This is a genomic window from Mesorhizobium sp. WSM4817 (assembly GCF_055811135.1).
On record NZ_JBVVQQ010000007.1, the window covers coordinates 118,042 to 139,237 of the forward strand.

General features: G+C 62.9%; 22 protein-coding genes and 2 pseudogenes. 15 read left to right on the top strand and 9 right to left on the bottom strand.

The features are described from left to right. The first annotated feature begins 211 nt into the window (after positions 1-211). Together AC0L2K_RS12560 and AC0L2K_RS12565 are read left to right on the top strand one after the other, a co-directional pair. Positions 212-1,309, top strand: coding sequence for a peptidase C39 family protein (locus AC0L2K_RS12560; protein WP_473531487.1), 1,098 nt, complete (start codon positions 212-214; stop codon positions 1,307-1,309). Between the two features lie 5 nt (positions 1,310-1,314). Then, on the top strand, positions 1,315-2,778 hold the full coding sequence (locus AC0L2K_RS12565; RefSeq protein ID WP_473531488.1) for a RimK family protein: 1,464 nt from the start codon (positions 1,315-1,317) through the stop codon (positions 2,776-2,778). Between the two features lie 102 nt (positions 2,779-2,880). On the opposite strand, the gene AC0L2K_RS12570 is transcribed toward AC0L2K_RS12565, so the two are convergent. Together AC0L2K_RS12570 and ygfZ are read right to left on the bottom strand one after the other, a co-directional pair. Next, a complete protein-coding gene (locus AC0L2K_RS12570) occupies positions 2,881-3,513 on the bottom strand; it encodes an HD domain-containing protein (RefSeq protein WP_128170814.1) in 633 nt (210 codons plus the stop codon). Further along, positions 3,513-4,373, bottom strand: a complete 861-nt coding sequence (ygfZ, locus tag AC0L2K_RS12575) for a CAF17-like 4Fe-4S cluster assembly/insertion protein YgfZ (RefSeq protein ID WP_473531489.1) — start codon at positions 4,371-4,373, stop codon at positions 3,513-3,515. The genes AC0L2K_RS12570 and ygfZ overlap by 1 nt, the downstream gene beginning before the upstream one ends. 82 nt (positions 4,374-4,455) lie before the next feature. On the opposite strand from ygfZ, the gene AC0L2K_RS12580 reads away from it, so the two are divergent. After that, positions 4,456-5,787, top strand: a complete 1,332-nt coding sequence (locus AC0L2K_RS12580; RefSeq protein ID WP_473531490.1) for a dihydroorotase — start codon at positions 4,456-4,458, stop codon at positions 5,785-5,787. Positions 5,788-5,910: 123 nt separating this feature from the next. Here AC0L2K_RS12580 and AC0L2K_RS12585 read toward each other — a convergent pair whose 3' ends face one another. The 4 genes from AC0L2K_RS12585 to AC0L2K_RS12600 form a co-directional block, all read right to left on the bottom strand. Beyond that, a complete protein-coding gene (locus AC0L2K_RS12585; protein ID WP_287229971.1) occupies positions 5,911-6,714 on the bottom strand; it encodes a hypothetical protein in 804 nt (267 codons plus the stop codon). Positions 6,715-6,814: 100 nt separating this feature from the next. Further along, a complete protein-coding gene (locus AC0L2K_RS12590) occupies positions 6,815-7,072 on the bottom strand; it encodes a hypothetical protein (protein ID WP_023800747.1) in 258 nt (85 codons plus the stop codon). Between the two features lie 335 nt (positions 7,073-7,407). Further along, entirely contained in the window at positions 7,408-7,785 is a 378-nt protein-coding gene (locus AC0L2K_RS12595; RefSeq protein ID WP_287312045.1) for a TIGR02301 family protein, read from the bottom strand. A 48-nt stretch (positions 7,786-7,833) separates the two neighbouring features. After that, positions 7,834-8,253 carry an NUDIX hydrolase gene (locus AC0L2K_RS12600; RefSeq protein WP_128187865.1) on the bottom strand — a complete coding sequence of 140 codons (420 nt, stop codon included), beginning with the start codon at positions 8,251-8,253 and terminating at the stop codon, positions 7,834-7,836. Positions 8,254-8,376: 123 nt separating this feature from the next. On the opposite strand from AC0L2K_RS12600, the pseudogene AC0L2K_RS12605 reads away from it, so the two are divergent. After that, positions 8,377-9,149, top strand: a pseudogene (locus AC0L2K_RS12605) (SOS response-associated peptidase). A 79-nt stretch (positions 9,150-9,228) separates the two neighbouring features. Here AC0L2K_RS12605 and AC0L2K_RS12610 read toward each other — a convergent pair. Continuing rightward, positions 9,229-9,384 carry a hypothetical protein gene (locus tag AC0L2K_RS12610; protein WP_023800743.1) on the bottom strand — a complete coding sequence of 52 codons (156 nt, stop codon included), beginning with the start codon at positions 9,382-9,384 and terminating at the stop codon, positions 9,229-9,231. Between the two features lie 388 nt (positions 9,385-9,772). Here AC0L2K_RS12610 and cysS point away from each other — a divergent pair, with 388 nt between their 5' ends. The 9 genes from cysS to AC0L2K_RS12655 all read left to right on the top strand — a co-directional run bounded on the left by cysS (position 9,773) and on the right by AC0L2K_RS12655 (position 17,455). Further along, a complete protein-coding gene (gene cysS / locus AC0L2K_RS12615) occupies positions 9,773-11,242 on the top strand; it encodes a cysteine--tRNA ligase (RefSeq protein ID WP_473531491.1) in 1,470 nt (489 codons plus the stop codon). Positions 11,243-11,418: 176 nt separating this feature from the next. Next, positions 11,419-11,826: an endonuclease domain-containing protein gene (locus AC0L2K_RS12620; RefSeq protein ID WP_473531492.1), complete on the top strand. Its 408-nt coding sequence runs from the start codon at positions 11,419-11,421 to the stop codon at positions 11,824-11,826. Then, the gene (locus AC0L2K_RS12625; protein WP_128187863.1) at positions 11,823-12,209 is read left to right on the top strand and encodes a VOC family protein; all 387 of its coding nucleotides are present in this window, start codon (positions 11,823-11,825) and stop codon (positions 12,207-12,209) included. The genes AC0L2K_RS12620 and AC0L2K_RS12625 overlap by 4 nt, the downstream gene beginning before the upstream one ends. A gap of 4 nt (positions 12,210-12,213) precedes the next feature. Then, positions 12,214-12,705: a GFA family protein gene (locus AC0L2K_RS12630; protein WP_128170808.1), complete on the top strand. Its 492-nt coding sequence runs from the start codon at positions 12,214-12,216 to the stop codon at positions 12,703-12,705. Beyond that, positions 12,702-13,178, top strand: a complete 477-nt coding sequence (locus AC0L2K_RS12635; protein ID WP_023800738.1) for a GFA family protein — start codon at positions 12,702-12,704, stop codon at positions 13,176-13,178. Before AC0L2K_RS12630 ends, AC0L2K_RS12635 begins: the two co-directional genes overlap by 4 nt. Then, complete coding sequence (gene pip, locus AC0L2K_RS12640; RefSeq protein WP_473531493.1) at positions 13,175-14,131, top strand: prolyl aminopeptidase; 957 nt, start codon at positions 13,175-13,177, stop codon at positions 14,129-14,131. Before AC0L2K_RS12635 ends, pip begins: the two co-directional genes overlap by 4 nt. Before the next feature lie 2 nt (positions 14,132-14,133). After that, on the top strand, positions 14,134-15,750 hold the full coding sequence (gene cimA / locus AC0L2K_RS12645; protein ID WP_287216733.1) for a citramalate synthase: 1,617 nt from the start codon (positions 14,134-14,136) through the stop codon (positions 15,748-15,750). 83 nt (positions 15,751-15,833) lie between these two features. Continuing rightward, complete coding sequence (gene rarD / locus AC0L2K_RS12650; RefSeq protein ID WP_128170805.1) at positions 15,834-16,754, top strand: EamA family transporter RarD; 921 nt, start codon at positions 15,834-15,836, stop codon at positions 16,752-16,754. A gap of 14 nt (positions 16,755-16,768) precedes the next feature. Further along, entirely contained in the window at positions 16,769-17,455 is a 687-nt protein-coding gene (locus AC0L2K_RS12655) for a glutathione S-transferase family protein (RefSeq protein WP_473477369.1), read from the top strand. 9 nt (positions 17,456-17,464) lie between these two features. On the opposite strand, the gene AC0L2K_RS12660 is transcribed toward AC0L2K_RS12655, so the two are convergent. After that, positions 17,465-18,466: a transporter gene (locus AC0L2K_RS12660; RefSeq protein WP_287174989.1), complete on the bottom strand. Its 1,002-nt coding sequence runs from the start codon at positions 18,464-18,466 to the stop codon at positions 17,465-17,467. Between the two features lie 203 nt (positions 18,467-18,669). On the opposite strand from AC0L2K_RS12660, the gene AC0L2K_RS12665 reads away from it, so the two are divergent. Beyond that, the gene (locus AC0L2K_RS12665) at positions 18,670-20,001 is read left to right on the top strand and encodes a PQQ-dependent sugar dehydrogenase (protein WP_473531494.1); all 1,332 of its coding nucleotides are present in this window, start codon (positions 18,670-18,672) and stop codon (positions 19,999-20,001) included. Between the two features lie 113 nt (positions 20,002-20,114). Here the strand turns inward: AC0L2K_RS12665 and AC0L2K_RS12670 are convergent, their stop codons facing one another. Continuing rightward, a complete protein-coding gene (locus AC0L2K_RS12670) occupies positions 20,115-20,726 on the bottom strand; it encodes an LOG family protein (RefSeq protein ID WP_027152697.1) in 612 nt (203 codons plus the stop codon). Between the two features lie 164 nt (positions 20,727-20,890). Here AC0L2K_RS12670 and AC0L2K_RS12675 point away from each other — a divergent pair. After that, positions 20,891-21,196: pseudogene (locus tag AC0L2K_RS12675) on the top strand (hypothetical protein); the annotation flags it as partial.

Here is a 21,196-nt window from a genome sequence, read left to right on the forward strand (position 1 = left end):
GACACGCAAAGGCTGCGGCACTTAATTTTTGCGCATGATACTTTCCGAAAATCGATTTCGATTTTTTTGGGGGTCATGCGCCGCCGAAACTGTCACAATTCAGCCCGAATCGAGGTGCGATAGCGCTTGACGGATGCTGGCGCTTCGGCTGTGTTGTCGACACTTCTGACCAGGCCTTTCCAAGAATCCAATCGAGGTTTTCCAAGCCCGCATGCCTGCCGAGATTCGCACGGCCCGCGCGTCCGACGTCGATGACCTCGCGGCGATCGAAAAAGCTGTTTTCTCTGGCGACCGCATTTCCCGCCGTTCCTTTCGTCAGTTGATCGTACGCGAGACCGCCGAGATGCTGGTTGCCGAAAACGACGGCCGCATCGCCGGCTATGCGGTCGTGCTGTTTCGCAAGGGCAGCGGAGTCGCGCGGCTCTATTCCATTGCCACCGGTCCGTTTTCCGGCGGGCTCGGCATTGGCCGCATGCTGCTGGAACGGGCCGAGGAAGCCGCCTTCGAGCACAACCGCATGATGCTGCGTCTCGAGGTGCGCGAGGACAACAGCCGAGCCATCCGCATTTACGAGCAGAGCGGCTACCGCAAGATCGGCCGCGAACCGGGCTATTACGAGGACGGCGCCACGGCGCTGCGCTACGAAAAGACCCTGCGCGGCGACATTCCGGTCGCCACCAGGGTGCCGTTCTACCAGCAGACCTGCGATTTCACTTGCGGCCCGTGCTGCCTGATGATGGCGATGGCCAATTTCGATGCCGGCTTCGTGCCCGACCCGGTGATGGAAATCCGTTTGTGGCGCGAGTCGACCACCGTTTTCATGATGTCGGGGCCGGGCGGCTGCGAGCCGTTCGGCCTCGCCGTTGCCGGCCACGAAAGTGGGCTGTCTGCTGAGATATATGTCTCCTTTCATGGTGCGCTGTTCCTGCAGTCGGTGCGCAGCCAAGACAAGCGCCGGGTGATGGAACTGGCGCAGGTCGACTTTCGCCGGCGCGCGGAACGTTACGGCATCCCGGTGAATTACCGTCCATTCGCCATAGACGATATCCGCACCGCAATCGCAGAAGGAAAACTGGTGTTGGTCCTGATCAGCGGCTTCCTTATGTTCGGCAAGAAGGTTCCGCACTGGGTGCTGGCCATCGGCGACGATGGCGACCATATCCTGATCCACGATCCCTGGGTCGAAGACGAGAGACAGGAGACCATCCTTGATGCCGCCAACATTCCGGTGCCTTACGGCATCTTCATGAACATGGCGCAATTCGGCCGCGATGGATTGCGTGCCGCCATAATCCTCGGAAAGCGCTGAAGACAATGACCTGGGTCATCCTTACCGGCCGGCAGAACGATCTCGATCAGGTGGCGACACCGCACAAGATCATCACCAATCGCGACTATCTTGCGCATCCGGCGCTGTTTCGCGGCCAACGGCCGAAAGTCATCAACCTGTCGAACAATTACGGCTACCAAAGCCGCGGCTACTATGCCTCGCTGCTCGCCGGTTCGCGCGGTCACAAGGTCATTCCGACGGTCGAGACGATGATCGACCTGTCCGAGCGCAAGCTCTACGAGCATGCGCTGCCGGAACTGGAACTCGCGCTCAACAAATGCCGCAAGGATCTGGGCGGAGCCTTTCCGCAAAAAGTCTGCATCTTTTTCGGCATCGGCTCGTCGAAGATTTGGGATCGCTTCGCCAAGCTTTTGTTCGACTGGTTCCGGGCGCCGGCGCTGGAAGTCCATATCACGGACAACGCCGAATGGGCGTCGATCCGCAAGATCGGCTTCCATCCGCTGGCCAGGATGACCGAGGACGAAGAAAAGCGCTTTCTTCAGTGCCTCGAGACCTACACCAGCCGCGAGTGGCGTGACACCAAGGGCCGCACGCCGGCGCGCTACACCTTCGCCACGCTGGTCGATCCGCATGAGGAGTTGCCGCCATCGGAGATCTCGTCGCTGCGCTATTGGGCCAAGATCGCCGAGAAGATGGGCGTCGAAATCGAGCCGATCACCAAAAAGGATCTGGCCAAGCTCGCCAACTACGACGCGCTGTTCATCCGCGAGACGACTTCGATCTCCAATCACACCTACCGCTTCGCGCGCCGCGCCCAGCAGGAAGGCATGCCGGTCATCGATGATCCGCTGTCGATGATCCGCTGCACCAACAAGGTCTATCTCAACGAGCTGATGACCTACAACAAGGTGCCGGTGCCGCCGACGGTGATGATCGCCGGCATCTCGGACCTTGAAGTGGCGGCGCAGACGCTGGGCTTTCCGCTGGTGCTGAAAATCCCGGACTCGTCGTTTTCACGCGGAGTCAAGAAATGCGCTACCTTTGAGGAGTTGAAGACGCTTGCCACCGAATGGCTGGAGGATTCCGATCTCCTGATCGCACAGAAATTCATTCCGACCCAATATGACTGGCGCGTCGGCGTGCTCGGCGGCCAGCCGCTGTTTGCCGTGCACTACCTGATGGCCAAGAAGCACTGGCAGATCGTCAACCACAAGGCCAACAGCAAGCCTGACCAGGGCGGCATCAAGACCTTCACCTTGAAGGAGGCGCCGGCCCATGTCGTCGAGACGGCGGTGAGGGCGGCGCGCTGCATCGGCGATGGCCTCTACGGCGTCGACCTCAAAGAGACCAAGGACGGTGTCTTCGTCATAGAGGTCAACGACAATCCCAACCTCGACCATGGCTGGGAGGACTCTGGCGAAAAAGATGAGGTCTGGGTGCGGCTGACGCAGTGGTTCCTGGAGCGGCTCGACCGACAGGGACGGTAGCAGGGGTTCTATCCGATCGAAGCCCCAGCCTTCTATCCGTCGCGGCAGGCTCACACCTTCGGCTCCCCGCCCGAACACGGCGCTGTATCCCCTCAGCGTTTTTCAGTCGGCCGGCTGCACTGTTTGGCGCCGCGATTTCTCGATTGCCGCATACCGTTTGAGAAACGCGTTTTGCGCCCAGGTCACCGAACGCGGGGTGAAATCGAAGCGGTCGGCATTGAAGCCGCGCGGCCGGCCGAAGAATTCGGTCGCCTCGGCGGTCGAAAAACCGGCAAGCAGCGTCGCCTCGAAATAGGCGGCGATCTGGTCGGCGCGCTTGATCTCCTTGCGCAGGCCCGCAACCGGTTCGACCGGCAGCAAAAAGCGCAGATGGATGGCACGCTGCAGCCTCAGCTCGCACTCCTTGTAGCTGCCGCCCATGACCGATTTGAACGGTGAGATCATGTCGCCGATGACATATTCCGGCGCGTCGTGCAGCAAAGCCGCCAGCCGCGCATCGGCTGGGGCGTCCGGCACCAGCTCGCCGAAAAGCGCCTCGACCAGCAGCGAATGCTGGGCGACGGAAAAGGCGTGATCGCCGATGGTCTGGCCATTCCAGCGGGCGACGCGGGCAAGCCCATGGGCGATGTCCGAAATCTCGATGTCGAGCGGCGAGGGGTCGAGCAGATCGAGCCGCCGGCCCGACAGCATGCGCTGCCAGGCGCGCGGCGGCGCGCCGGGACGGTCAGCCGCCATCAGGCCTCCTCCGCGCCGACGGGTTCCTGCGGGAAGATGAATTTCGCCCAGGCCGGGATGGTGAGCGACACAGGGACGTCATCCGCCATGATCGGCTGGCCGGAGTCGAGCGCTGCCTTGACGCGGTCGATGCGGGCTATGGCGAGGCCCGCCGTGCCGGCGGCCGTGCCAAGCGTGCCGACCGGTCGCCCTGCAACTGTCAACTCTGTGCCAGGAGCGGGCAGGGGCCGTTCGGCCGAAACGATCAGCACCCGCCGTCTGGCGGTGCCGCGATGCTGCATCCGCGAAACCACTTCCTGGCCGACATAGCAACCCTTCCTGAAGCCGACGCCGCCGGTCTCGTCGAGCAGCACATCATGCGGGAAGGCGTCGCCGAGCTGATAGTCGCTGCCACTTTCGGCAATCCCATGGGCGATGCGCAGAGCTTGCCATGCGGCCGGGTCGCCGCCAGCGGCAGCGGCGCCATAAAAGCGATTGACGACTGCGTCGCGGAACCGTGCATCGGCAACCGGCGTTGAATCAAACTGCGAAGCAGTTGAATCATCCCCCCAAACAACAGCGACAAGTCCCTGATCTGCCTTGGCGATCTCGACCTTGGCGCGCAATTTGTAGAGCATCAGCCGGCGTATGAAATCGTCTGATATATCGGATCGGCATTCGAGGCGGAACAAATTCTCGCCAGCGCGGGAGATCAGGAAGTCGAACAGAATCTTGCCTTGCGGCGTCAGCAAAGCGCCCGGCTTTGCCTCGCCGGGAGCCAGCGCGTCGAGGTCGGTGGTCAGAATGTTCTGCAAAAAACTCTCGGCATCCGGGCCTGACACGGAAACGAGCGCGCGATCTTTCAACTGGGCAAAGGGCATGGGCGGAAAAGAACCTGATCTTGCAAAACGGTCGGCCATTACGTAAGCCGCTGGCACTCCCCCCGCAAGAGACCGGATCAGCATGGCCACGACCTACGACCTCATCCTGACAGGCGGCACGGTGGTCAACCACGACGGCGAAGGCCGGCGCGACATCGGCATCAACGGCGGGCGCATCGCCGCTATCGGCGATCTCGGCCAGGCTTCCGCTGGCGAAACGGTCGACTGTCGCGGCCTGCACATCCTGCCGGGCGTCGTCGACAGCCAGGTGCATTTCCGCGAGCCGGGGCTGGAGCACAAGGAAGATCTGGAGACAGGTTCGCGGGCAGCGGCGCTGGGCGGCGTCACCGCCGTCTTCGAGATGCCCAACACCAACCCGCTGACCACCAGTGAAGCAGCGCTTGCCGACAAGGTTCGGCGTGCCACCGGCCGCATGCATTGCGACTTTGCCTTCTGGGTCGGTGGCACCCGCGAGAACGCAAAGGACGCCGGCGACCTTGAGCGGCTACCCGGTGCTGCCGGCATAAAAGTGTTCATGGGCTCGTCGACCGGTGACCTTTTGGTCGAGGACGATGAAAGCGTTGCCTCGATCCTGAGGAATACGCGCCGCCGTGCGGCCTTCCATTCCGAGGACGAATTCCGGCTGCGCGAGCGGCTTGGCCAGCGCATCGAGGGCGACCCGGCCTCGCATCCTGTGTGGCGCGACGAGATCGCCGCCTTACGCTGCACCGAGCGCCTGGTGCGCATTGCGCGCCAGGTTCGCGCCCGCATCCACGTGCTGCACATCTCGACCGCCGAGGAGATTGTTTTCCTCGAACAGCACAAGGACGTCGCGACCTGCGAGGCGACGCCGCATCATCTGACGCTGAGCGCGGATGATTATGCGCAGCTTGGCACACTGATCCAGATGAACCCGCCGGTACGCGCATCGCGCCACCGCGACGGCATCTGGCGCGGCATTGCGCAAGGCATTGTCGATGTGCTGGGTTCCGACCACGCCCCGCACACGCTGGCCGAGAAGGCGAAACCCTACCCGGCCTCGCCGTCGGGCATGACCGGCGTGCAGACGCTGGTGCCGATCATGCTCGATCACGTCAATGCCGGCCGGCTGACGTTGCAGCGTTTCGTCGACCTGTCCAGCCACGGCCCGCAGCGTATCTTCGGCATGGCCAGGAAAGGCCGCATCGCCGCCGGCTACGACGCCGATTTCACGATCGTCGATCTGAAGCGCCGCGAGACCATCACCAATGCGCAGGCAGGCTCGAAGGCCGGCTGGACGCCCTACGACGGCCGGCAAGTCACCGGCTGGCCGGTCGGCACGATCGTGCGCGGCCGGCGCGTAATGTGGGAAGGCGAGATCGTCACACCCGGACAGGGCAGTGCGGTGGAGTTTTCCGAGGCGCTGGCGGTATAGAGCGGCGGACTTTCAAATCGCATCGTCCCGCCGCTTATCTTCTGTTTGAGCATCGGATTCTCCCAAAACCGGTATCGACTCCGATGCTCTGGGCGGGCTTGAGGGTAGGAGAGGCTATGCCGCTCAGTCTCCGGCGACGAAAAACGTCCACTGTCCATCCGGGGTGATGCCGACGCGGTAGAAGATGTAGGCACCGAACTGCTTCATGCTGTCATAGTCGCCGGCGGTGACGATCTTGAACAGCTCGACCCGCTGCCTGGCGTCGAGCTTGTCCAGCGGCAGCGCGAAGAAATATGGCCAGACATAGAGCTCCTGCGGCGTGCCGACATCGACATGGACATAGCCGGCACTGAGCACCTCTTCCAGGATGGCGAGGATTTCCTGGCCTTCCGCGTCGCCCGAAAGCCCTTTCAGGAAGGTGATCGGATCGCCTTCGATCTCGGCCAGCGACAATTGGGTCATCGCATCGCCCTGGCCGATCAGCGGCCGGAGTTTTTCGATGTCGCCGCTCTTGCAGGCCCCGATAATCAAATCGTGCATGCGCCTGACCGGCTCCGGCAGCTTGCCGAGATCGTAGACGACCTCGGGCAAGGGTTCATCCGGGTCGACTTGCGGATTGGCTATGCCACCATCGTCTGTTGGCCCGCCCGGTTCGACCTGTTCCCGTTCGTCGGGTGGCGTCGGTTGGCTCGCCGCAGGCGGCGTCGCGCCGAGCGGGCCGGGCGTCGGCACCGCGGTTCCGGGCGGCGACATGTCGTCGTCGGCGGGCGGCGTGACTGGCGAGGGCAGGTCCTCGCGCTTGATTTCACTCAAAGCATAGGCGGGGCTGATTGCGAGGCAAAGCGCCAGCGGAAACGCGGCGCAAAAAGCGGCAAGCCGGATGCTGAGGGCCAAGCCACGCGGCTGGCCTGACGTCGAAAAATTCACCGCCTGCCTCTCCATGATTCCGTCCAGCTGCCCAGGCCCGCCCAGGTGCCCGGGGCATGACGCCCAAGCGGCACGCCGTCATCGAAGAGCCTGATGCCAATCAGTGCCGCAGCCGTCCCGGCTCGAAGGCCCCAGCTATGACCTTTTCACGCATGCGGTCGAGCAAGGCAAGGGCTGAGGTCTCGCCATTGGCGCGCAGCATCTCGCCGAACGCGGTTTCGAGGGCCGCCTCGGCGATGATTTCCGTCTCGATTCCGGCCGAAAGCCCTTCCGCCCAGGCCTCGCTGTGGCTTTCCACTGCAGTCAGGCGCTTTTCTTCCCTGACCAGCGCGTCGATGTCGTTGACGCCATGTTCCATTGCGATGTCCACCCTTTTCAAGCGGCGATCCGGCGGATGCGGATCAGGCTTGGGCTGTCCCTTTTACTCGCAGGTTAAGTAAGTACTTGTAAATACGACATTTCTGGGGTCGTTTCGACAAGGGTTCGTCACGTTTTGCAAACCTGCGTTCGATCCGATTCAAAACTTAGCCGATTAGGCCGGCGAGCGGGATGAAAACCTTCAGTTTGAGTTAATTCCACATCCGCGCCGTAACGTTTTGTTAACACCGTTGCAGAAGTGCAACACAACAATTGCACCAAGACGCCACCAGACACAAGCGGGCCGGGACACAAGCAGGGGGAGCCAGGCCAGGCTCAGTTGCCGTAGCGCGAGGCGATGTCGCGCGACAGCGTCTCGCCTTCCTTCATGTAGCGGCTGATGGCTTCGGTCGCCGAGGCGGTACACTGTGTGTAGGTGCCGCCAAAGGAGCGGTAGCCGCGGTTGAAGCTGGCGATGAAGCGGGCGCGCCGCTCCGGGTTCGGGTTTTCCGAAGCAATCAGCTTCTCCATCTCGACCCGCCATTGGTCGCCCTTCTCGCCGCACAGATTACGCAGGAAATGCAGCGAGCCAAGCACCTCGGCCAGCCGCATCAGCCCCGGCTCGAACGGCGACTCGGTGGCCATGGCCGGCCGCGTCCCGATTGCCGTACTGGCGGCGAGGCAAGCTGCAAGGAAAACCGATGCGCGGATCATAAATCTATGTGGCCAAACAATTTGTCGCCTGCAAGGCGATTTTGGAGGTTACGCGCCTGTATTCCTGAGCAATTCGTCGGCAACGGCAAATACCGAAGCGGCAAGCGGCAGCGCCGTCATTTCGCTGAGTGTATAGAAGGCGGCGGTCTCGGCGTCGTCGCTGGCCACGGGCTCGCCGCCGGCATAGGTGGCGCCGAATACCGTCAGCAGATAGTCGACCGGATGCCCGTCGCTGCCGCCGTCGATGTGGATTTCCCGAAGGCGGCGGTAGTTGTGCGCATGCAACCCGGTTTCCTCCAGCAATTCGCGCTGCGCGGCTTGTTCCAGCGTTTCGCCGGCCTCGACCTTGCCGCCTGGAAACGCGTAGAATCCTTGCGAAGGCTGCCGCGCCCGCTTGACCAGCAGCACCGTGTCGCCGCGGACAATGGCGACCGATACAGCCGGGAGTATTTTGCGCATCTCGTCCATGGACCCCGATCGCCATTTGCCGCAGCCGGTTGTGGACCGGTCGGCGAGAACAAGCATTAGCGGTTGCGCAACGCCGGTTCCATCGCCACCTTCACATCCGACCAATCCAACGAGTTTCAGCATATGTGCGGACGCTTCGCCTTGACCGCCACGCCGGACCGGGCCGCCGCTTTTCTCGGTCTGTCCGAACTGGAGGATTTCCCGCCCCGCTACAACATCGCACCGACGCAGCCGGTGCTGATGGCGATTGCAGGCTTGCCGCGGGCGCCAGGTCGAACCTGCCAGACTCGAACCTGCAAGACCGGCAGCCGATGCTGGTGCGCTGGGGGCTGATCCCGACGTGGGTGAAGGACACGCGCGCGTTTCCGTTGCTGTTCAACGCGCGCTCGGAGGGAGCAGCGGAGAAGGCCTCGTTTCGCGCCGCCATGCGCCATCGCCGCGCTTTGGTGCCGGCTTCAGGCTTCTACGAATGGCGTCAATCAGGCGGCAAGCGGGGACAGCCCTATTGGGTGCGGCCGAAGCATGGCGGGCTTGTCGCCTTCGCCGGACTGATCGAGAGCTATGCCGAACCGGGCGGCTCGGAGATGGACACCGGCGCCATCCTGACCGTCAACGCCAATGCCGACATTGCCCATATCCACGACCGCATGCCGGTGGTGATAGCCACGCAGGATTTCGCCCGCTGGCTGGATTGCCGCACGCTCGAGCCGCGCGACGTGGCCGACCTGCTCAAACCGGCACAACTCGATTTCTTCGAGGCCGTCCCGGTTTCCGACCTCGTCAACAAGGTCGCCAACACCGGGCCGGAGATTCAGGAAAGGTGGCCGGAGTTCGAGAAGGCCAGGCGCCGGAAGCCGGGCGCCGACGACAGTCAGATGAGCTTGTTTCAGCAGTAGCTGCTATTTTCTGGGGCGCTTCAGCGCCTTCATTGCCGGCGCTGCCATTTCCTGGCGAACCCGCCGGCCGCACGTCACATCAGGCAGCGCGCGGCGAGGTGATCTTCTGCACCGGCTTCTTCTTCTTCGCTGTGTGGAGAAGGGCGGCGACGATCGCGGCCGGGCCGATCGCCCGGTATTGACTGGCGAGCGCCGGTTGCTTGGCGCTGCTGGAGTCCTGCTTGGCTCGAGGCATTTTTCTCTTCCCTGGTAACGTCTTCGTGTCCGCGTTTGCTGGTCGAATCCGACCAAATCGTGACATCTGCTGATCTAGCCGGTGAATGTTTCATGACTGTGCCGAGATGTTTAATAAATGTTTCACCGCGTCATTACCTGTGATCCAGCGGCTCTTTTGCCGAAAGTTGCGACTTGACGGCAACACTGGCTGAGGCGATAAAGCCGCTCATGAGAACGTCTTTCGCCATTTGTGGCATCTGCACTATTGGCTAGCTTCGCGCTGGTCCGGACGTTTTCGCCTATCTTCCTTCTAGAGTGGACAAACGCCCCGGCCAGCAGGCTGGTGGCTGATTTGCGTCTCGGCGCAAGTGGCCCCAACCAAAAAGTAACGCACCGGGAAGGCACGAATGTTTGACGCATCGAAGGGCCTGCGCCTCTACAACACGCTGACGCGGACCAAGGAGGATTTCTTCCCGATCGATCCGCGCAATGTGCGCATGTATGTCTGCGGCCCGACGGTCTACGACTTTGCCCATATCGGCAATGCGCGACCGGTGATCGTCTTCGACGTGCTGTTTCGTCTGCTGCGCCATCTCTACGGGCAAGCGCACGTCACCTATGTGCGCAACATCACGGATGTCGACGACAAGATCAACGACCGCGCACTGCGCGATTTCGGCACCGAGATTGCCTCGGGAGTGCTGTCGCTGAACGAGGCGATCCGGCGGGTCACCGAAAAGACCGCCGACCAGTTCCACAAGGACGTGGCGACGCTCGGCTGCCTGCAACCTACGGTCGAGCCGCGGGCCACTGAATTCGTCGAGCCGCGCGCAGATGGCAAGGTCGACATGATCTCTTTGATTCAACGCTTGATCGAACGCGGCCATGCCTATGTTGCGGCAGGCGAAGTTCTGTTCGACACGGCTTCGATGCCGGACTACGGCCAATTGTCGAAACGCAATCTCGACGAGCAGCAGGCCGGCGCTCGCGTCGCCGTCGATCCGCATAAGAAGAACCCTGGCGATTTCGTGCTGTGGAAGCTGTCCTCGCCGGAAGAGCCGGGCTGGGACAGCCCGTGGGGCAGGGGCCGGCCGGGCTGGCACATCGAGTGCTCGGCGATGTCGGCCGCCTATCTCGGCGAGGTCTTCGACATTCATGGCGGCGGGCTCGACCTGATCTTCCCGCACCACGAGAATGAAATTGCACAGTCGCGCTGTGCCCATGGCACCGAGGTAATGGCCAAGGTGTGGATGCACAACGGCTTCCTGCAGGTCGAGGGGCAGAAGATGTCCAAGAGCCTGGGCAACTTCTACTCGATCAACGAGTTGCTGGACACGGAGACCTTTGGCGGCCGCAAGTGGCCGGGCGAGGTGCTCAGGCTGGCGATGCTGATAACGCATTATCGCGAGCCGATCGACTTTTCCGTGCGCAAGCTGGAAGAGGCGGAAAATACGCTGCGCAAATGGAAGCGGGCGGCGGACCTGGCACCGGCGGCGGCCAAGCAATTGCCGGTCGAAGTGGTGGAAGCCTTGTCGGACGATCTCGCAACCTATTCCGCGTTCCAGGTGCTGACGCAACTGGCCGGCGAGGCTGTGGATTCCAATGCTGCCGGTGGCGGCAACGCCGCCGTGGGCAACCATGCTGCCGCTTCGCTGCAGGCGGCACTGTCGTTCCTCGGCTTCGACGTTGCGCCGGCCAAGGTCGATGAAGATGCCATCGCCAAGGCCATTGCCAGGCGCCTGGAACTGATCGCCGCCAAGAACTGGGCCCAGGCCGACCGCATTCGCGACGAGCTTCTGGCGCAGGGCGTGCAACTGAAGGACGGCAAGGACCCCGCCACTGGCACCCGCATCACCAACTGGGAGGTAAAGCGGTGAAGGTGGCGCGAGGCACCCCCCTCTGTCCTGCCGGACATCTCCCCCTGGGGGGAGATTGGCAGCTTCGCCGGAGGCGCCCAATCACCAACGACAGCGATTGGCGAAAGCCGAAGTGCCGTCCAATCTCCCCCCTTGAGGGGGGAGATGTCCGGCAGGACAGAGGGGGGCGAACCGCGATGACGCATTTCCCAGTACCCGCCAACAACCGCAGCAATGCGCGCAAGATGTGCAGCGCTATGACCGAAGCCGAGCTGAAGCTTTGGAATGAGATTAGAGCGCACAGGCTGATGGGACTAGCCTTCAGGCGGCAGATGCCTATCGCCCACTATATCGTCGATTTCGCCTGCCCCGCCAAAAAGCTGATTGTCGAACTGGACGGCTCCCAGCATGCCCGGTCTGAAGCTTCGGCATCCGATCTGGCAAGAAGCGCGAAGCTAGAAGCGCTGGGCTGGACCATCCTGCGTTTCTGGAACGACGACGTCATTCGCGACATCGACAATGTCTGCCAGCACATCGTCATCGAAGCCGGCCTGTCCGCTGCCGAAATGCCGGCCGGCGAACCAGCGAGGGAGGTAGTTCCATGATCGACCATCTTGGCATCACCGTTTCCGATTTCGACGTGTCGAAAGCTTTCTACGACAGGGCGATGGCACCGCTCGGTGCCTCGCTGCTCTACATGGTGCCGCAGGAATTTACTGGCGGCGCCAAGGTCGGCGGCTATGGCCGCGACCGGCCGGTGTTCTGGCTGCATCAAGGCAAGGACAAGCCGAAGGACCGCCAGCATGTCGCCTTCACCGCGCGCAGCCGCGCTGAAGTCGATGCCTTCCACGCCGCCGCCATCGCCGCCGGCGGCAAGGATAATGGTGGGCCGGGCCTTCGTCCGCACTATCACGCGAACTACTATGGCGCCTTTGTCTTCGACCCCGACGGCAACAATGTCGAAGCCGTCTGCCATGCCCCGGAGTGAAGTGATGAGCCTGGATAACAGACCGGTCTACACAGGCGGCTGCCAGTGCGGCGCCGTGCGTTTCCGTGTCGAAGGCGCGCTGGGCGACGCCTCCGTCTGTCATTGTCGCATGTGCCAGAAAGCAAGCGGCAATTTCTACCTGCCGCTGGTGTCGGTGCGTGGCGCAAAACTCGACTGGACGCGCGGCGCGCCCAAACGCTTTCGTTCCTCCAACGCCGCCTGGCGCGGTTTTTGCGCCGATTGCGGCACGCCGCTGACTTTCGAGGCGCCCGACGGCATCGCACTCGCCATCGCGGCCTTCGACCATGCGGAGGAGATCGCGCCGACCATCCAGTGGGGCACCGAAGCAAAACTCCCCTATGTCGATCACATTCACGAATTGCCTGGCGAGGAGACGATGGCCGATGTTTCGTCGTCCTCCTATCTCGCCGATCTCGTTTCTTACCAGCACCCCGACCACGACACCGAACAATGGCCGCCGGAGGAAAGATCATGACCGAAACCGTTCGAACCGGCGGCTGCCAGTGCGGCGCCGTGCGTTTCCGCATTCGTGGGGCGCTTGGACGCCCTTCCATCTGCCATTGCCGCATGTGCCAGAAACAGTTCGGTTCCTTCTTCGGCGCGCTGGTGACGGTGCCGAAGGACGGTGTCGAATGGGTGCGCGAGGAGCCGAGCTATTTCCAGTCGTCGGTCAACATCGATCGCGGCTTTTGCAGCCGCTGCGGCACGCCGTTGACCTACAGGCAGCCTGGCGGGCTTGAGATCGCCATCGGCGCCTTTGACGATCGCTCCGACCTCGCACCGCAGATCCAGATCAACTATGCCGCCCGGCTGCCTTGGGTGGAGAAGATCTTCGACGCGCCGGTCCATGACGATCCTGACTACTACACCCGGCAGGAATCGATCATCTCCTTCCAGCATCCGGATCACGAGACGGCCAATTGGCCGCAGCAGGGCCTGAAATTATGAGCAATGACCTGCGCACCCTCTATCCGGAGATCGAGGCCTTCGACTCAGGCATGCTCGATGTCGGCGATGGCCATCAGGTCTATTGGGAGCGTTCCGGCACCAGGGGCGCCAAGCCGGCCGTGTTCCTGCATGGCGGACCGGGCGGCACCATTTCGCCAAAGCACCGACGGCTGTTCGATCCGAAGCTTTACGATGTCATCCTGTTCGACCAGCGCGGCTGCGGGAAGTCGACGCCCAACGCCTCGCTCGAGGCCAACACTACCTGGCATCTGGTCGCCGACATCGAGCGCCTGCGCGACATGTGCAGCTTCGACAAATGGCTGGTGTTCGGCGGCTCGTGGGGCTCGACCCTGGCGCTGGCTTATGCCGAGACGCACCCCGAGCGGGTCAGCGAACTGGTCGTGCGCGGCATCTACACACTGACGCGCGCGGAGCTCGAATGGTATTATCAGTTCGGCGTCTCGGAAATGTTCCCCGACAAATGGGAGCGCTTCCTGGCGCCGATCCCTGAGGCCGAGCGCGGCTACATGATGGCCGCCTATCGCAAGCGGCTGGTCGGCAGCGACCGCAAGGCACAGGTCGAGGCCGCCCGGGCCTGGAGCCTGTGGGAAGGCGAGACGATCACGCTGTTGCCCGATCCGGAAACCAGCAGCCGGTTTGGCGAAGACGATTACGCCGTCGCCTTCGCCCGCATCGAGAACCATTATTTCGTCCATGCTGGCTGGCTTGAGGAAGGGCAGCTGCTGCGTGATGCCTTCAAGTTGAAGGACATCCCCGGCACCATCGTCCATGGCCGCTACGACATGCCGTGCCCGGCGCGCTATGCTTGGGCGCTGCACAAGGCGTGGCCGAAGGCGGACTTCCATCTGGTCGAGGGCGCCGGCCATGCCTATTCGGAGCCGGGCATCCTCGACCGGCTGATCCGGGCGACGGATAAGTTTGCGGGGAAATGATCATGGGCCGCGAGCGCCTCTATCTCTTCGACACCACACTGCGCGATGGCCAGCAGACGCCGGGCATCGACTTTTCGGTCGAGGACAAGATCGCCATCGCCGGGCTGCTCGACGGGTTCGGCGTCGATTATATCGAAGGCGGCTATCCCGGCGCAAATCCGACCGACACGGCCTTCTTTGCCAAGCACCGCACGGCCACCGCCAAATTCGTCGCCTTCGGCATGACCAAGCGGGCAGGGGTGTCGACCTCGAACGATCCAGGCCTTGCGGCACTGGTCCAGTCGAAGTCGGACGCCATCTGCTTTGTCGCCAAGAGCTGGGACTACCATGTCCGCGTCGCGCTGGGCTGCACCAACGAAGAAAACCTCGAGGCGATCAAGGCGTCGGTCGAGGCGGCGGTTGCTGCCGGGAAGGAAGCACTGGTCGACTGCGAGCATTTCTTCGACGGCTTCAAGGCCAATCCCGATTATGCGCTGGCTTGCGCCAGGACCGCTTACGACGCCGGCGCGCGCTGGGTGGTGCTGTGCGACACCAATGGCGGCACGCAGCCGTCGGAAGTGCGCGCCATCGTCGAGAAGATCATCGAGGCAGGCATACCGGGGGACCATCTCGGCATCCATGCCCATGACGACACCGGCCAGGCGGTGGCAAATTCGCTGGCCGCCGTCGAGGCCGGCGTGCGCCAGATCCAGGGCACGCTGAACGGCATCGGCGAGCGCTGCGGCAACGCCAATCTGATCTCGATCGTGCCGACGCTGGCGCTGAAGCCGGCCTTTTCCAACCGCTTCGAGACAGGCATCTCGGCCGAAGCATTGGCCGGCATATCGCGCCTGTCCCGCGCCTTCGACGAATTGCTGAACCGCGCGCCGGAAGCGCAGGCGCCCTATGTCGGCGCTTCCGCCTTCGCCACCAAGGCCGGCATCCATGCCTCGGCGCTGGCCAAGGAGCCGGCCACTTACGAGCATGTGCCGCCGGAAGCGGTCGGCAACCGCCGCCGGGTCATGGTCTCGGACCAGGGCGGCAAGGCCAATTTCCTCGCCGAGTTGAAACGGCGCGGCATCGAAATGCCGAAAGACGATCACCGGCTGGACGCGCTGATATCAGTGGTCAAGGAGCGCGAGGCCGAGGGCTATGCCTATGAAGGCGCCGATGCCAGCTTCGAGCTGCTGGCGCGCAAGATGCTGCACGGCCTGCCGGAATTCTTCAGCGTCACCTCGTTCCGCTGCATGGTCGAGCGCCGCTTCGACGCCAATGGCCAGCTGAAGACAGTCTCAGAGGCGATCGTCAAGGTGCTGGTCGATGGCGAGGAGAAAATGTCGGTGGCGGAAGGGCACGGTCCGGTCAACGCGCTCGACATCGCGCTGCGCAAGGATCTTGGAAAATTTCAGAACGAGATCGCCGACCTCGAGCTCGCCGACTTCAAGGTGCGTATCCTCAATGGCGGTACCGAGGCGATCACTCGCGTGCTGATCGAATCGCACGATGCAACCGGCGCCCGCTGGTGGACGGTCGGCGTCTCAGAAAACATCATCGACGCTTCATTCCAGGCGCTGATGGATTCGATCGTCTACAAGCTGATGAAGAACCGCGAGATGGCCGGGCTGGTCGCGGCGGAGTAGGATTGAACCATCAGCGAAAGTCCATTGATCCATCAGAACTTTGCGATGGTCTTGGCCCGGCGGCTGGCGCATAGCGTTGGGCCATGGCCACGGACGCAATTCAGCTCGAAGCAGACTCAAAGGCCCGGCGTGGATTCCTGCTGGCGCTGGGCGCCTATCTCCTGTGGGGGTTGCTGCCCTTCTATATGAAGGCGGTTGCACATCTGCCACTGGCCGAAGTCATCGCGCACCGCATCGTCTGGTCGGTGCCGATCGCGGCGGCAGTTTTGATCTGGGCCGGCCGCACGGCGGATTTCAAAGCGGCGTTGCGTTCGCCGCGCATTATTTCCATGGCGGCGCTGACGGCGGCGCTGATTTCGGTCAACTGGGGCATCTATGTCTGGGCCATCGCGGTCGACCGTACCATCGAGACCGCGCTTGGCTACTACATCAACCCGCTTGTCAGCGTCGTCGTCGGCGCGCTGCTGCTCAGCGAACGGCTCGACCGGCTGCAAATCGCGGCGGTGGTGCTGGCGGCCATCGCGGTCGCGGTGCTGACGATCGACGCCGGCAAGCTGCCCTGGGTGTCGCTGGTGCTGGCGTTTTCCTTCGCCGCCTACGCCTTCTTCCGCAAGACGCTGCCGATCGGTCCCAGCCAGGGTTTCTTGCTTGAAGTGCTTTTGCTGTCGGTGCCGGCGCTCGGCTACATCATCTTCCTCATCGTCACCGGGCAGGACCATTTCGTCTCCAGTTCCCTGAACGATACCGCACTGCTGATCGGCTGCGGCCCGGTCACCGCCATACCGCTGCTGCTGTTTGGCTTCGGGGCCAAGCTGCTGCGTCTCTCCACCATCGGCATCATGCAGTATATCGCGCCGACCATTGTGTTCCTGATCGCCGTGCTGATTTTCGGCGAACCCTTCGGCAGCACCCAGGCCATCGCCTTCGGCCTGATCTGGGCGGCGCTGGCGATCTATTCCTGGTCGATGTTCCGCGGCCGCGAGATCCGGCCGGCAATGCGTTAGAGCGAGGATTTTCGATGTACGTGCTGCACATAGCAAACAAGAATTATTCCTCGTGGTCGCTGCGGCCATGGGTGCTGATGCGGACATTGGACGTCGCCTTCGAGGAGCGGCTGACACCGTTTCCGACCGGATCGAGTTGGAGCCTCTACCGGCCGTTCTCGCCCAGCGGCCTCGTACCGTGCCTGATTGACGACGGCTGGGCAGTCTGGGATTCGCTCGGCATCACCGAATATCTGGCCGAGCGCCACGCTGGCGTCTGGCCTGCCGAGCCGAAGGCGCGAGCCTGGGCGCGGTCGGCAGCGGCCGAAATGCATTCGAGCTTCACCGCCTTGCGCGGCTCCTGTCCGATGAACTGCGGTGTCCGCGTCGCGCCGGTGCCGATGTCGGATGCGCTGAAGCACGACCTTTTTCGCCTCGGCGATCTCTGGGACGACGGGCTTCGCCGCTTCGGCGGACCGTTCCTGGCTGGCGATCGCTTCACTGCCGTTGACGCCTTCTTTGCCCCGGTGGCGTTTAGGGTTCAGTCCTACGGACTGTCCTTCGAGGGCGCGGCTGCCACCTATCCGGCGCGATTGCTGGCTCTGCCGGCGATGCGCGAATGGTACGCGGCAGCCCTTGCAGAGGAGTGGCGCGAGCCGAACCACGAAGCGGAGGCGCGCGCCGCCGGCACTGTCATCGAGGATTTTCGCGCGACCTTGTAACGGTTGCCGCTACATCCCGCGCCCCAGCCGCCTGACGAACAGATAGACGACCACCGCGACGGCGAGCGATATCGCCGACGCCACCCAAAAGCCCACCGGCGTGTCGACCAGCGGCAGCCCGCCGACATTCATGCCGAACAGGCCTGAGACGATCGTCATCGGCAACAGCACCGCGGTCATCACCGACAGCATGTAAAGCAACTGGTTCGACTGCGTCGTCAGCTTGGCCATCAGCTCGTCCTGCAAGAGCCGGGCGCGGGCCTGCAATTGCTCGCCGTCATGATGCAACGTATGGGCGCGGTGCGAAAGCCGTGCCGCCATGTCGTTGATTGCGTCCGGCAGGTCATTGCGATGCGAATGGTCGAGATGGCGGAACAGGCTGGTCAGCGTCGCCATCTGCCGATGGATCACCACCAGTTGCCGGCGCGCATCGACCAGCGCCTGCCGCTCATTGTGCCATGCATCGCAGACGATGCGGTCCTCGATGCCATCGAGCGTGTCGCCAAGGCCAGCGAGTTCCGTCGTCATGCCGTCGAGCGACTGGCCCATGACAGCCTCGATCAGTTCGGCCGGAGAGCGGAACTTTCGCGATCCGTTGTCGATCGCCTTGCGGATTTTGTCGACCGATTGCAGCGGTTGCTTGCGGCCGCCGATCAGCATCGTGTCGTTGAAGGCGAAGCGGAAATGGCCAAGCCCGCGCGCCTCCGCCGAATAGTCGTGGCGCAGGTCCGGCAAATCGCCGTACAGCCAGTCGCCCTCGAGGTCGATATGGCAGCCATGGCCGGCCGACAGGAAGGCATCGCGCACCGGCGGCGGCAAAGCCGGCTCGGTGGCGATCTCGTGGCGCGCGCGCATGTCGGAAAGCTGGTAGCTGCGCCATGTCCAGCGTGTGGCGGTCGCGTCTTTGGTTCTCGTGCCTTCGGCGGCGAAGTGATAGACGAAGAACAGCCCGTGCTCGTCCGGCAGGTAAGGCGACAGATCGCTGCCGTCTGGATTGAGAGGGATGTTCATGATCGCGTCGCCAGTCTCTCGAATACGCCGCGTGGCGGGGACCTAGACTGTGATTATTAGCACGGGCGAACCGTTTTCGTGTGACTGTTTTGACGGCCATCCGAGGCGGCGTACCAACGCCGTTGTTTGGAGCCATTGGAATAATACGTCGTTGACTCGCGTTTGCGTAAAGAGCACGACGCAATCCATGCGGAGGACGTCCGATGCATGCCGGCTTCCCACGAAGCCTACTCATAGCGGTATTGGGAGCCGTCATTGCCGGCTGCGCTGGCTTTTCGGCGCAGAAAACGGGGGCAATAATCGGCTATGGCCCCAACCCAACCTTACCGAAACCAAGACCGACGCTGATCCCGACCGTCAACATCGCCGAGGCGAAAGGCTGGCAGAAAGGTGGTATGCCGACCCCGGCGAACGGGCTGACGGTGAACCCCTACGCCACCGGCCTCGACCATCCGCGCTGGCTGCACGTGCTTCCGAACGGGGACGTGCTGGTTGCCGAAACCAATGCCCCTGCCAAGCATGACGAAGGCTTCAGCCTTAGAAAGGTCTTTATGGACCTCGCTATGAAGCGCGCCGGGGCCGCGACCAAAAGCGCCAACCGCATCACGCTCCTGCGCGACACCAATGGCGACGGCATTGCGGATGTGCGCAGGACGTTCGCAGAAGGCCTCAATTCTCCCTTTGGTATGACGCTGTCCAAAGGCATTCTCTATGTAGCGAATACCGACGCGCTTGTCGCTTTCCCCTACTCCAATGGCCAGACCCGAGCCAGAACGCCGCCGGAAAAGATCGTCGACTTACCGGCCGGAGATCTCAACCATCATTGGACCAAGGATCTGATCGCAAGTCCGGATGGACGCAAGCTCTATGTCACCGTCGGCTCCAACAGTAACGTTGGAGAAAACGGCATGGCCGCGGAGAAGAACCGCGCCGCCGTCCTTGAAGTGGACCGGTCGACCCGCCGTACCCGGGTCTTCGCGTCAGGGCTGCGCAACCCGAACGGGCTCTCCTGGAACCCTGAAACCGGCAAGCTTTGGGTCGCCGTGAACGAGCGTGACGAGATCGGCGACGATCTTGTGCCGGACTATATGACCTCGGTTCGTGACGGCGCTTTTTACGGCTGGCCCTACAGCTATTTCGGACAGAACGTCGACGAACGCGTCAAGCCGCAGCGCCCCGGTCTCGTGGCTAGGGCGGTCAAGCCCGACTACGCGCTGGGTTCCCATACCGCCTCGCTGGGACTGACCTTCTCCAAAGGGGCGTCGCTCGGCCCAGCCTACGGCAACGGCGCGTTCGTTGGTCAGCACGGCTCGTGGAACAGAAGTGTGCTCAGCGGTTACAAGGTGATCTTCGTGCCGTTCCGCGGTGGTAAACCGAGCGGTCCCCCGAAAGATGTGCTCGCTGGCTTCGTCGGGCGTGACGGCAGGGCGATGGGCCGTCCGGTCGGCGTTGCTATCGATCAGAGCGGCGCACTGCTCGTCGCCGACGATGTCGGCAATGTCATCTGGCGGGTCAGTAGGTCAGTAGGGCAGTAGGGCAGTAGGGCAGTAGGGCAGTAGGGCAGTAGGGCAGTAGTAGGGCAGTAGGGCAGTAGGGCAGTAGGGCAGCGCCTCATGAGCGCGGCATGCACTACATACTCCCCTATACCCTAAAGCTTGTCGATCACCGACTGCACGCCTTCGGTCGGTGCGTCGACCGACGATCCCGCGACCATGATGGCAGCGACGATCGCTTCCGGATCGTCGACCACCAGCGGCCTGACCCGCTGCGCGGTGTGGATGAAGCCTTCGGCCATCATATGGTCGAGCAGCGCCAGCATCGGGTCCCAGAATCCTCCAACGTTGCCGAAGACGATCGGCTTGCGATGATGGCCGAGCTGGCCCCAGGTCATGATCTCGATGATTTCCTCGACAGTGCCGATGCCGCCCGGAAGCGCCACAAACGCGTCGGATTTCTCGAACATCGTATGTTTGCGCTCGTGCATGTTTTCGGTGATGACGAGCTCGTCAAGCCGGTCAAGCGCGGTTTCGGTGGCCTCCCTGTTGATCAGGAAGCGCGGAATGATCCCCGTCACCTTGCCGCCGGCCCGCATTGCGCCCTCGGCGACGGCTCCCATGATGCCCCTGGTGCCGCCGCCATAGATCAGACGCAGGCCGGACTTGGCGATCGAACGCCCAAGCAGGTGTCCGGCCTTGGCATAGGTTACATCGCGGCCCGGCGACGAGCCGCAATAGACGCAGATGGATCGAATCGTGTTCATGAGATGATTGGTGATTGGGTCTTTATTCGCGGTCAAGCCCGGGCGGGTTTTTTCTTGTCGGCCCCGTTTATTCGTGTCGGCCCTTTTTCCTGTCGGCCCCCCTTGTTCTTGTCGCCTTGGGCAAAACAGGCTAGACCGCATTAGGTGGCTAAGGGCAGGGAAATATGGCAATTAATCCTTTGAAGGCGTTTTTGTTCGTCGTCGGCGGCTCCGTCGCCGCGGCGGGAACCGCCTATGTGTCGGGCGCGCTCGATCCGTATCTCACTCGCACGCCGCCGGCGGAAGTGGCATCGCTGACGCCGCCGGTGGAGACGCCGGCCGAACCAGTGACCGATGCACCGCCGCCCCCCCCCCCCCCCCCCGGGGGGGGGGGGCCCCCCCCCCCCCCCGGGGGCCCGGGGGGTTGGGCCCCGGTTGGCCACGGGGGGGGGGGGGTGAAAGGGGGGGTTTTTGTGGCCCCGCCAACCCCC

Coding starts and splice junctions, on each gene's coding strand:
- AC0L2K_RS12560 (WP_473531487.1), top strand. CDS start 212: ATGCCTGCCGAGATTCGCACGGCCCGCGCGTCCGACGTCGATGACCTC.
- AC0L2K_RS12565 (WP_473531488.1), top strand. CDS start 1,315: ATGACCTGGGTCATCCTTACCGGCCGGCAGAACGATCTCGATCAGGTG.
- AC0L2K_RS12570 (WP_128170814.1), bottom strand. CDS start 3,513: ATGGCGGCTGACCGTCCCGGCGCGCCGCCGCGCGCCTGGCAGCGCATG.
- ygfZ (WP_473531489.1), bottom strand. CDS start 4,373: ATGCCCTTTGCCCAGTTGAAAGATCGCGCGCTCGTTTCCGTGTCAGGC.
- AC0L2K_RS12580 (WP_473531490.1), top strand. CDS start 4,456: ATGGCCACGACCTACGACCTCATCCTGACAGGCGGCACGGTGGTCAAC.
- AC0L2K_RS12590 (WP_023800747.1), bottom strand. CDS start 7,072: ATGGAACATGGCGTCAACGACATCGACGCGCTGGTCAGGGAAGAAAAG.
- AC0L2K_RS12595 (WP_287312045.1), bottom strand. CDS start 7,785: ATGATCCGCGCATCGGTTTTCCTTGCAGCTTGCCTCGCCGCCAGTACG.
- AC0L2K_RS12600 (WP_128187865.1), bottom strand. CDS start 8,253: ATGGACGAGATGCGCAAAATACTCCCGGCTGTATCGGTCGCCATTGTC.
- AC0L2K_RS12610 (WP_023800743.1), bottom strand. CDS start 9,384: ATGCCTCGAGCCAAGCAGGACTCCAGCAGCGCCAAGCAACCGGCGCTC.
- cysS (WP_473531491.1), top strand. CDS start 9,773: ATGTTTGACGCATCGAAGGGCCTGCGCCTCTACAACACGCTGACGCGG.
- AC0L2K_RS12620 (WP_473531492.1), top strand. CDS start 11,419: ATGACGCATTTCCCAGTACCCGCCAACAACCGCAGCAATGCGCGCAAG.
- AC0L2K_RS12625 (WP_128187863.1), top strand. CDS start 11,823: ATGATCGACCATCTTGGCATCACCGTTTCCGATTTCGACGTGTCGAAA.
- AC0L2K_RS12630 (WP_128170808.1), top strand. CDS start 12,214: ATGAGCCTGGATAACAGACCGGTCTACACAGGCGGCTGCCAGTGCGGC.
- AC0L2K_RS12635 (WP_023800738.1), top strand. CDS start 12,702: ATGACCGAAACCGTTCGAACCGGCGGCTGCCAGTGCGGCGCCGTGCGT.
- pip (WP_473531493.1), top strand. CDS start 13,175: ATGAGCAATGACCTGCGCACCCTCTATCCGGAGATCGAGGCCTTCGAC.
- cimA (WP_287216733.1), top strand. CDS start 14,134: ATGGGCCGCGAGCGCCTCTATCTCTTCGACACCACACTGCGCGATGGC.
- rarD (WP_128170805.1), top strand. CDS start 15,834: ATGGCCACGGACGCAATTCAGCTCGAAGCAGACTCAAAGGCCCGGCGT.
- AC0L2K_RS12655 (WP_473477369.1), top strand. CDS start 16,769: ATGTACGTGCTGCACATAGCAAACAAGAATTATTCCTCGTGGTCGCTG.
- AC0L2K_RS12660 (WP_287174989.1), bottom strand. CDS start 18,466: ATGAACATCCCTCTCAATCCAGACGGCAGCGATCTGTCGCCTTACCTG.
- AC0L2K_RS12665 (WP_473531494.1), top strand. CDS start 18,670: ATGCATGCCGGCTTCCCACGAAGCCTACTCATAGCGGTATTGGGAGCC.
- AC0L2K_RS12670 (WP_027152697.1), bottom strand. CDS start 20,726: ATGAACACGATTCGATCCATCTGCGTCTATTGCGGCTCGTCGCCGGGC.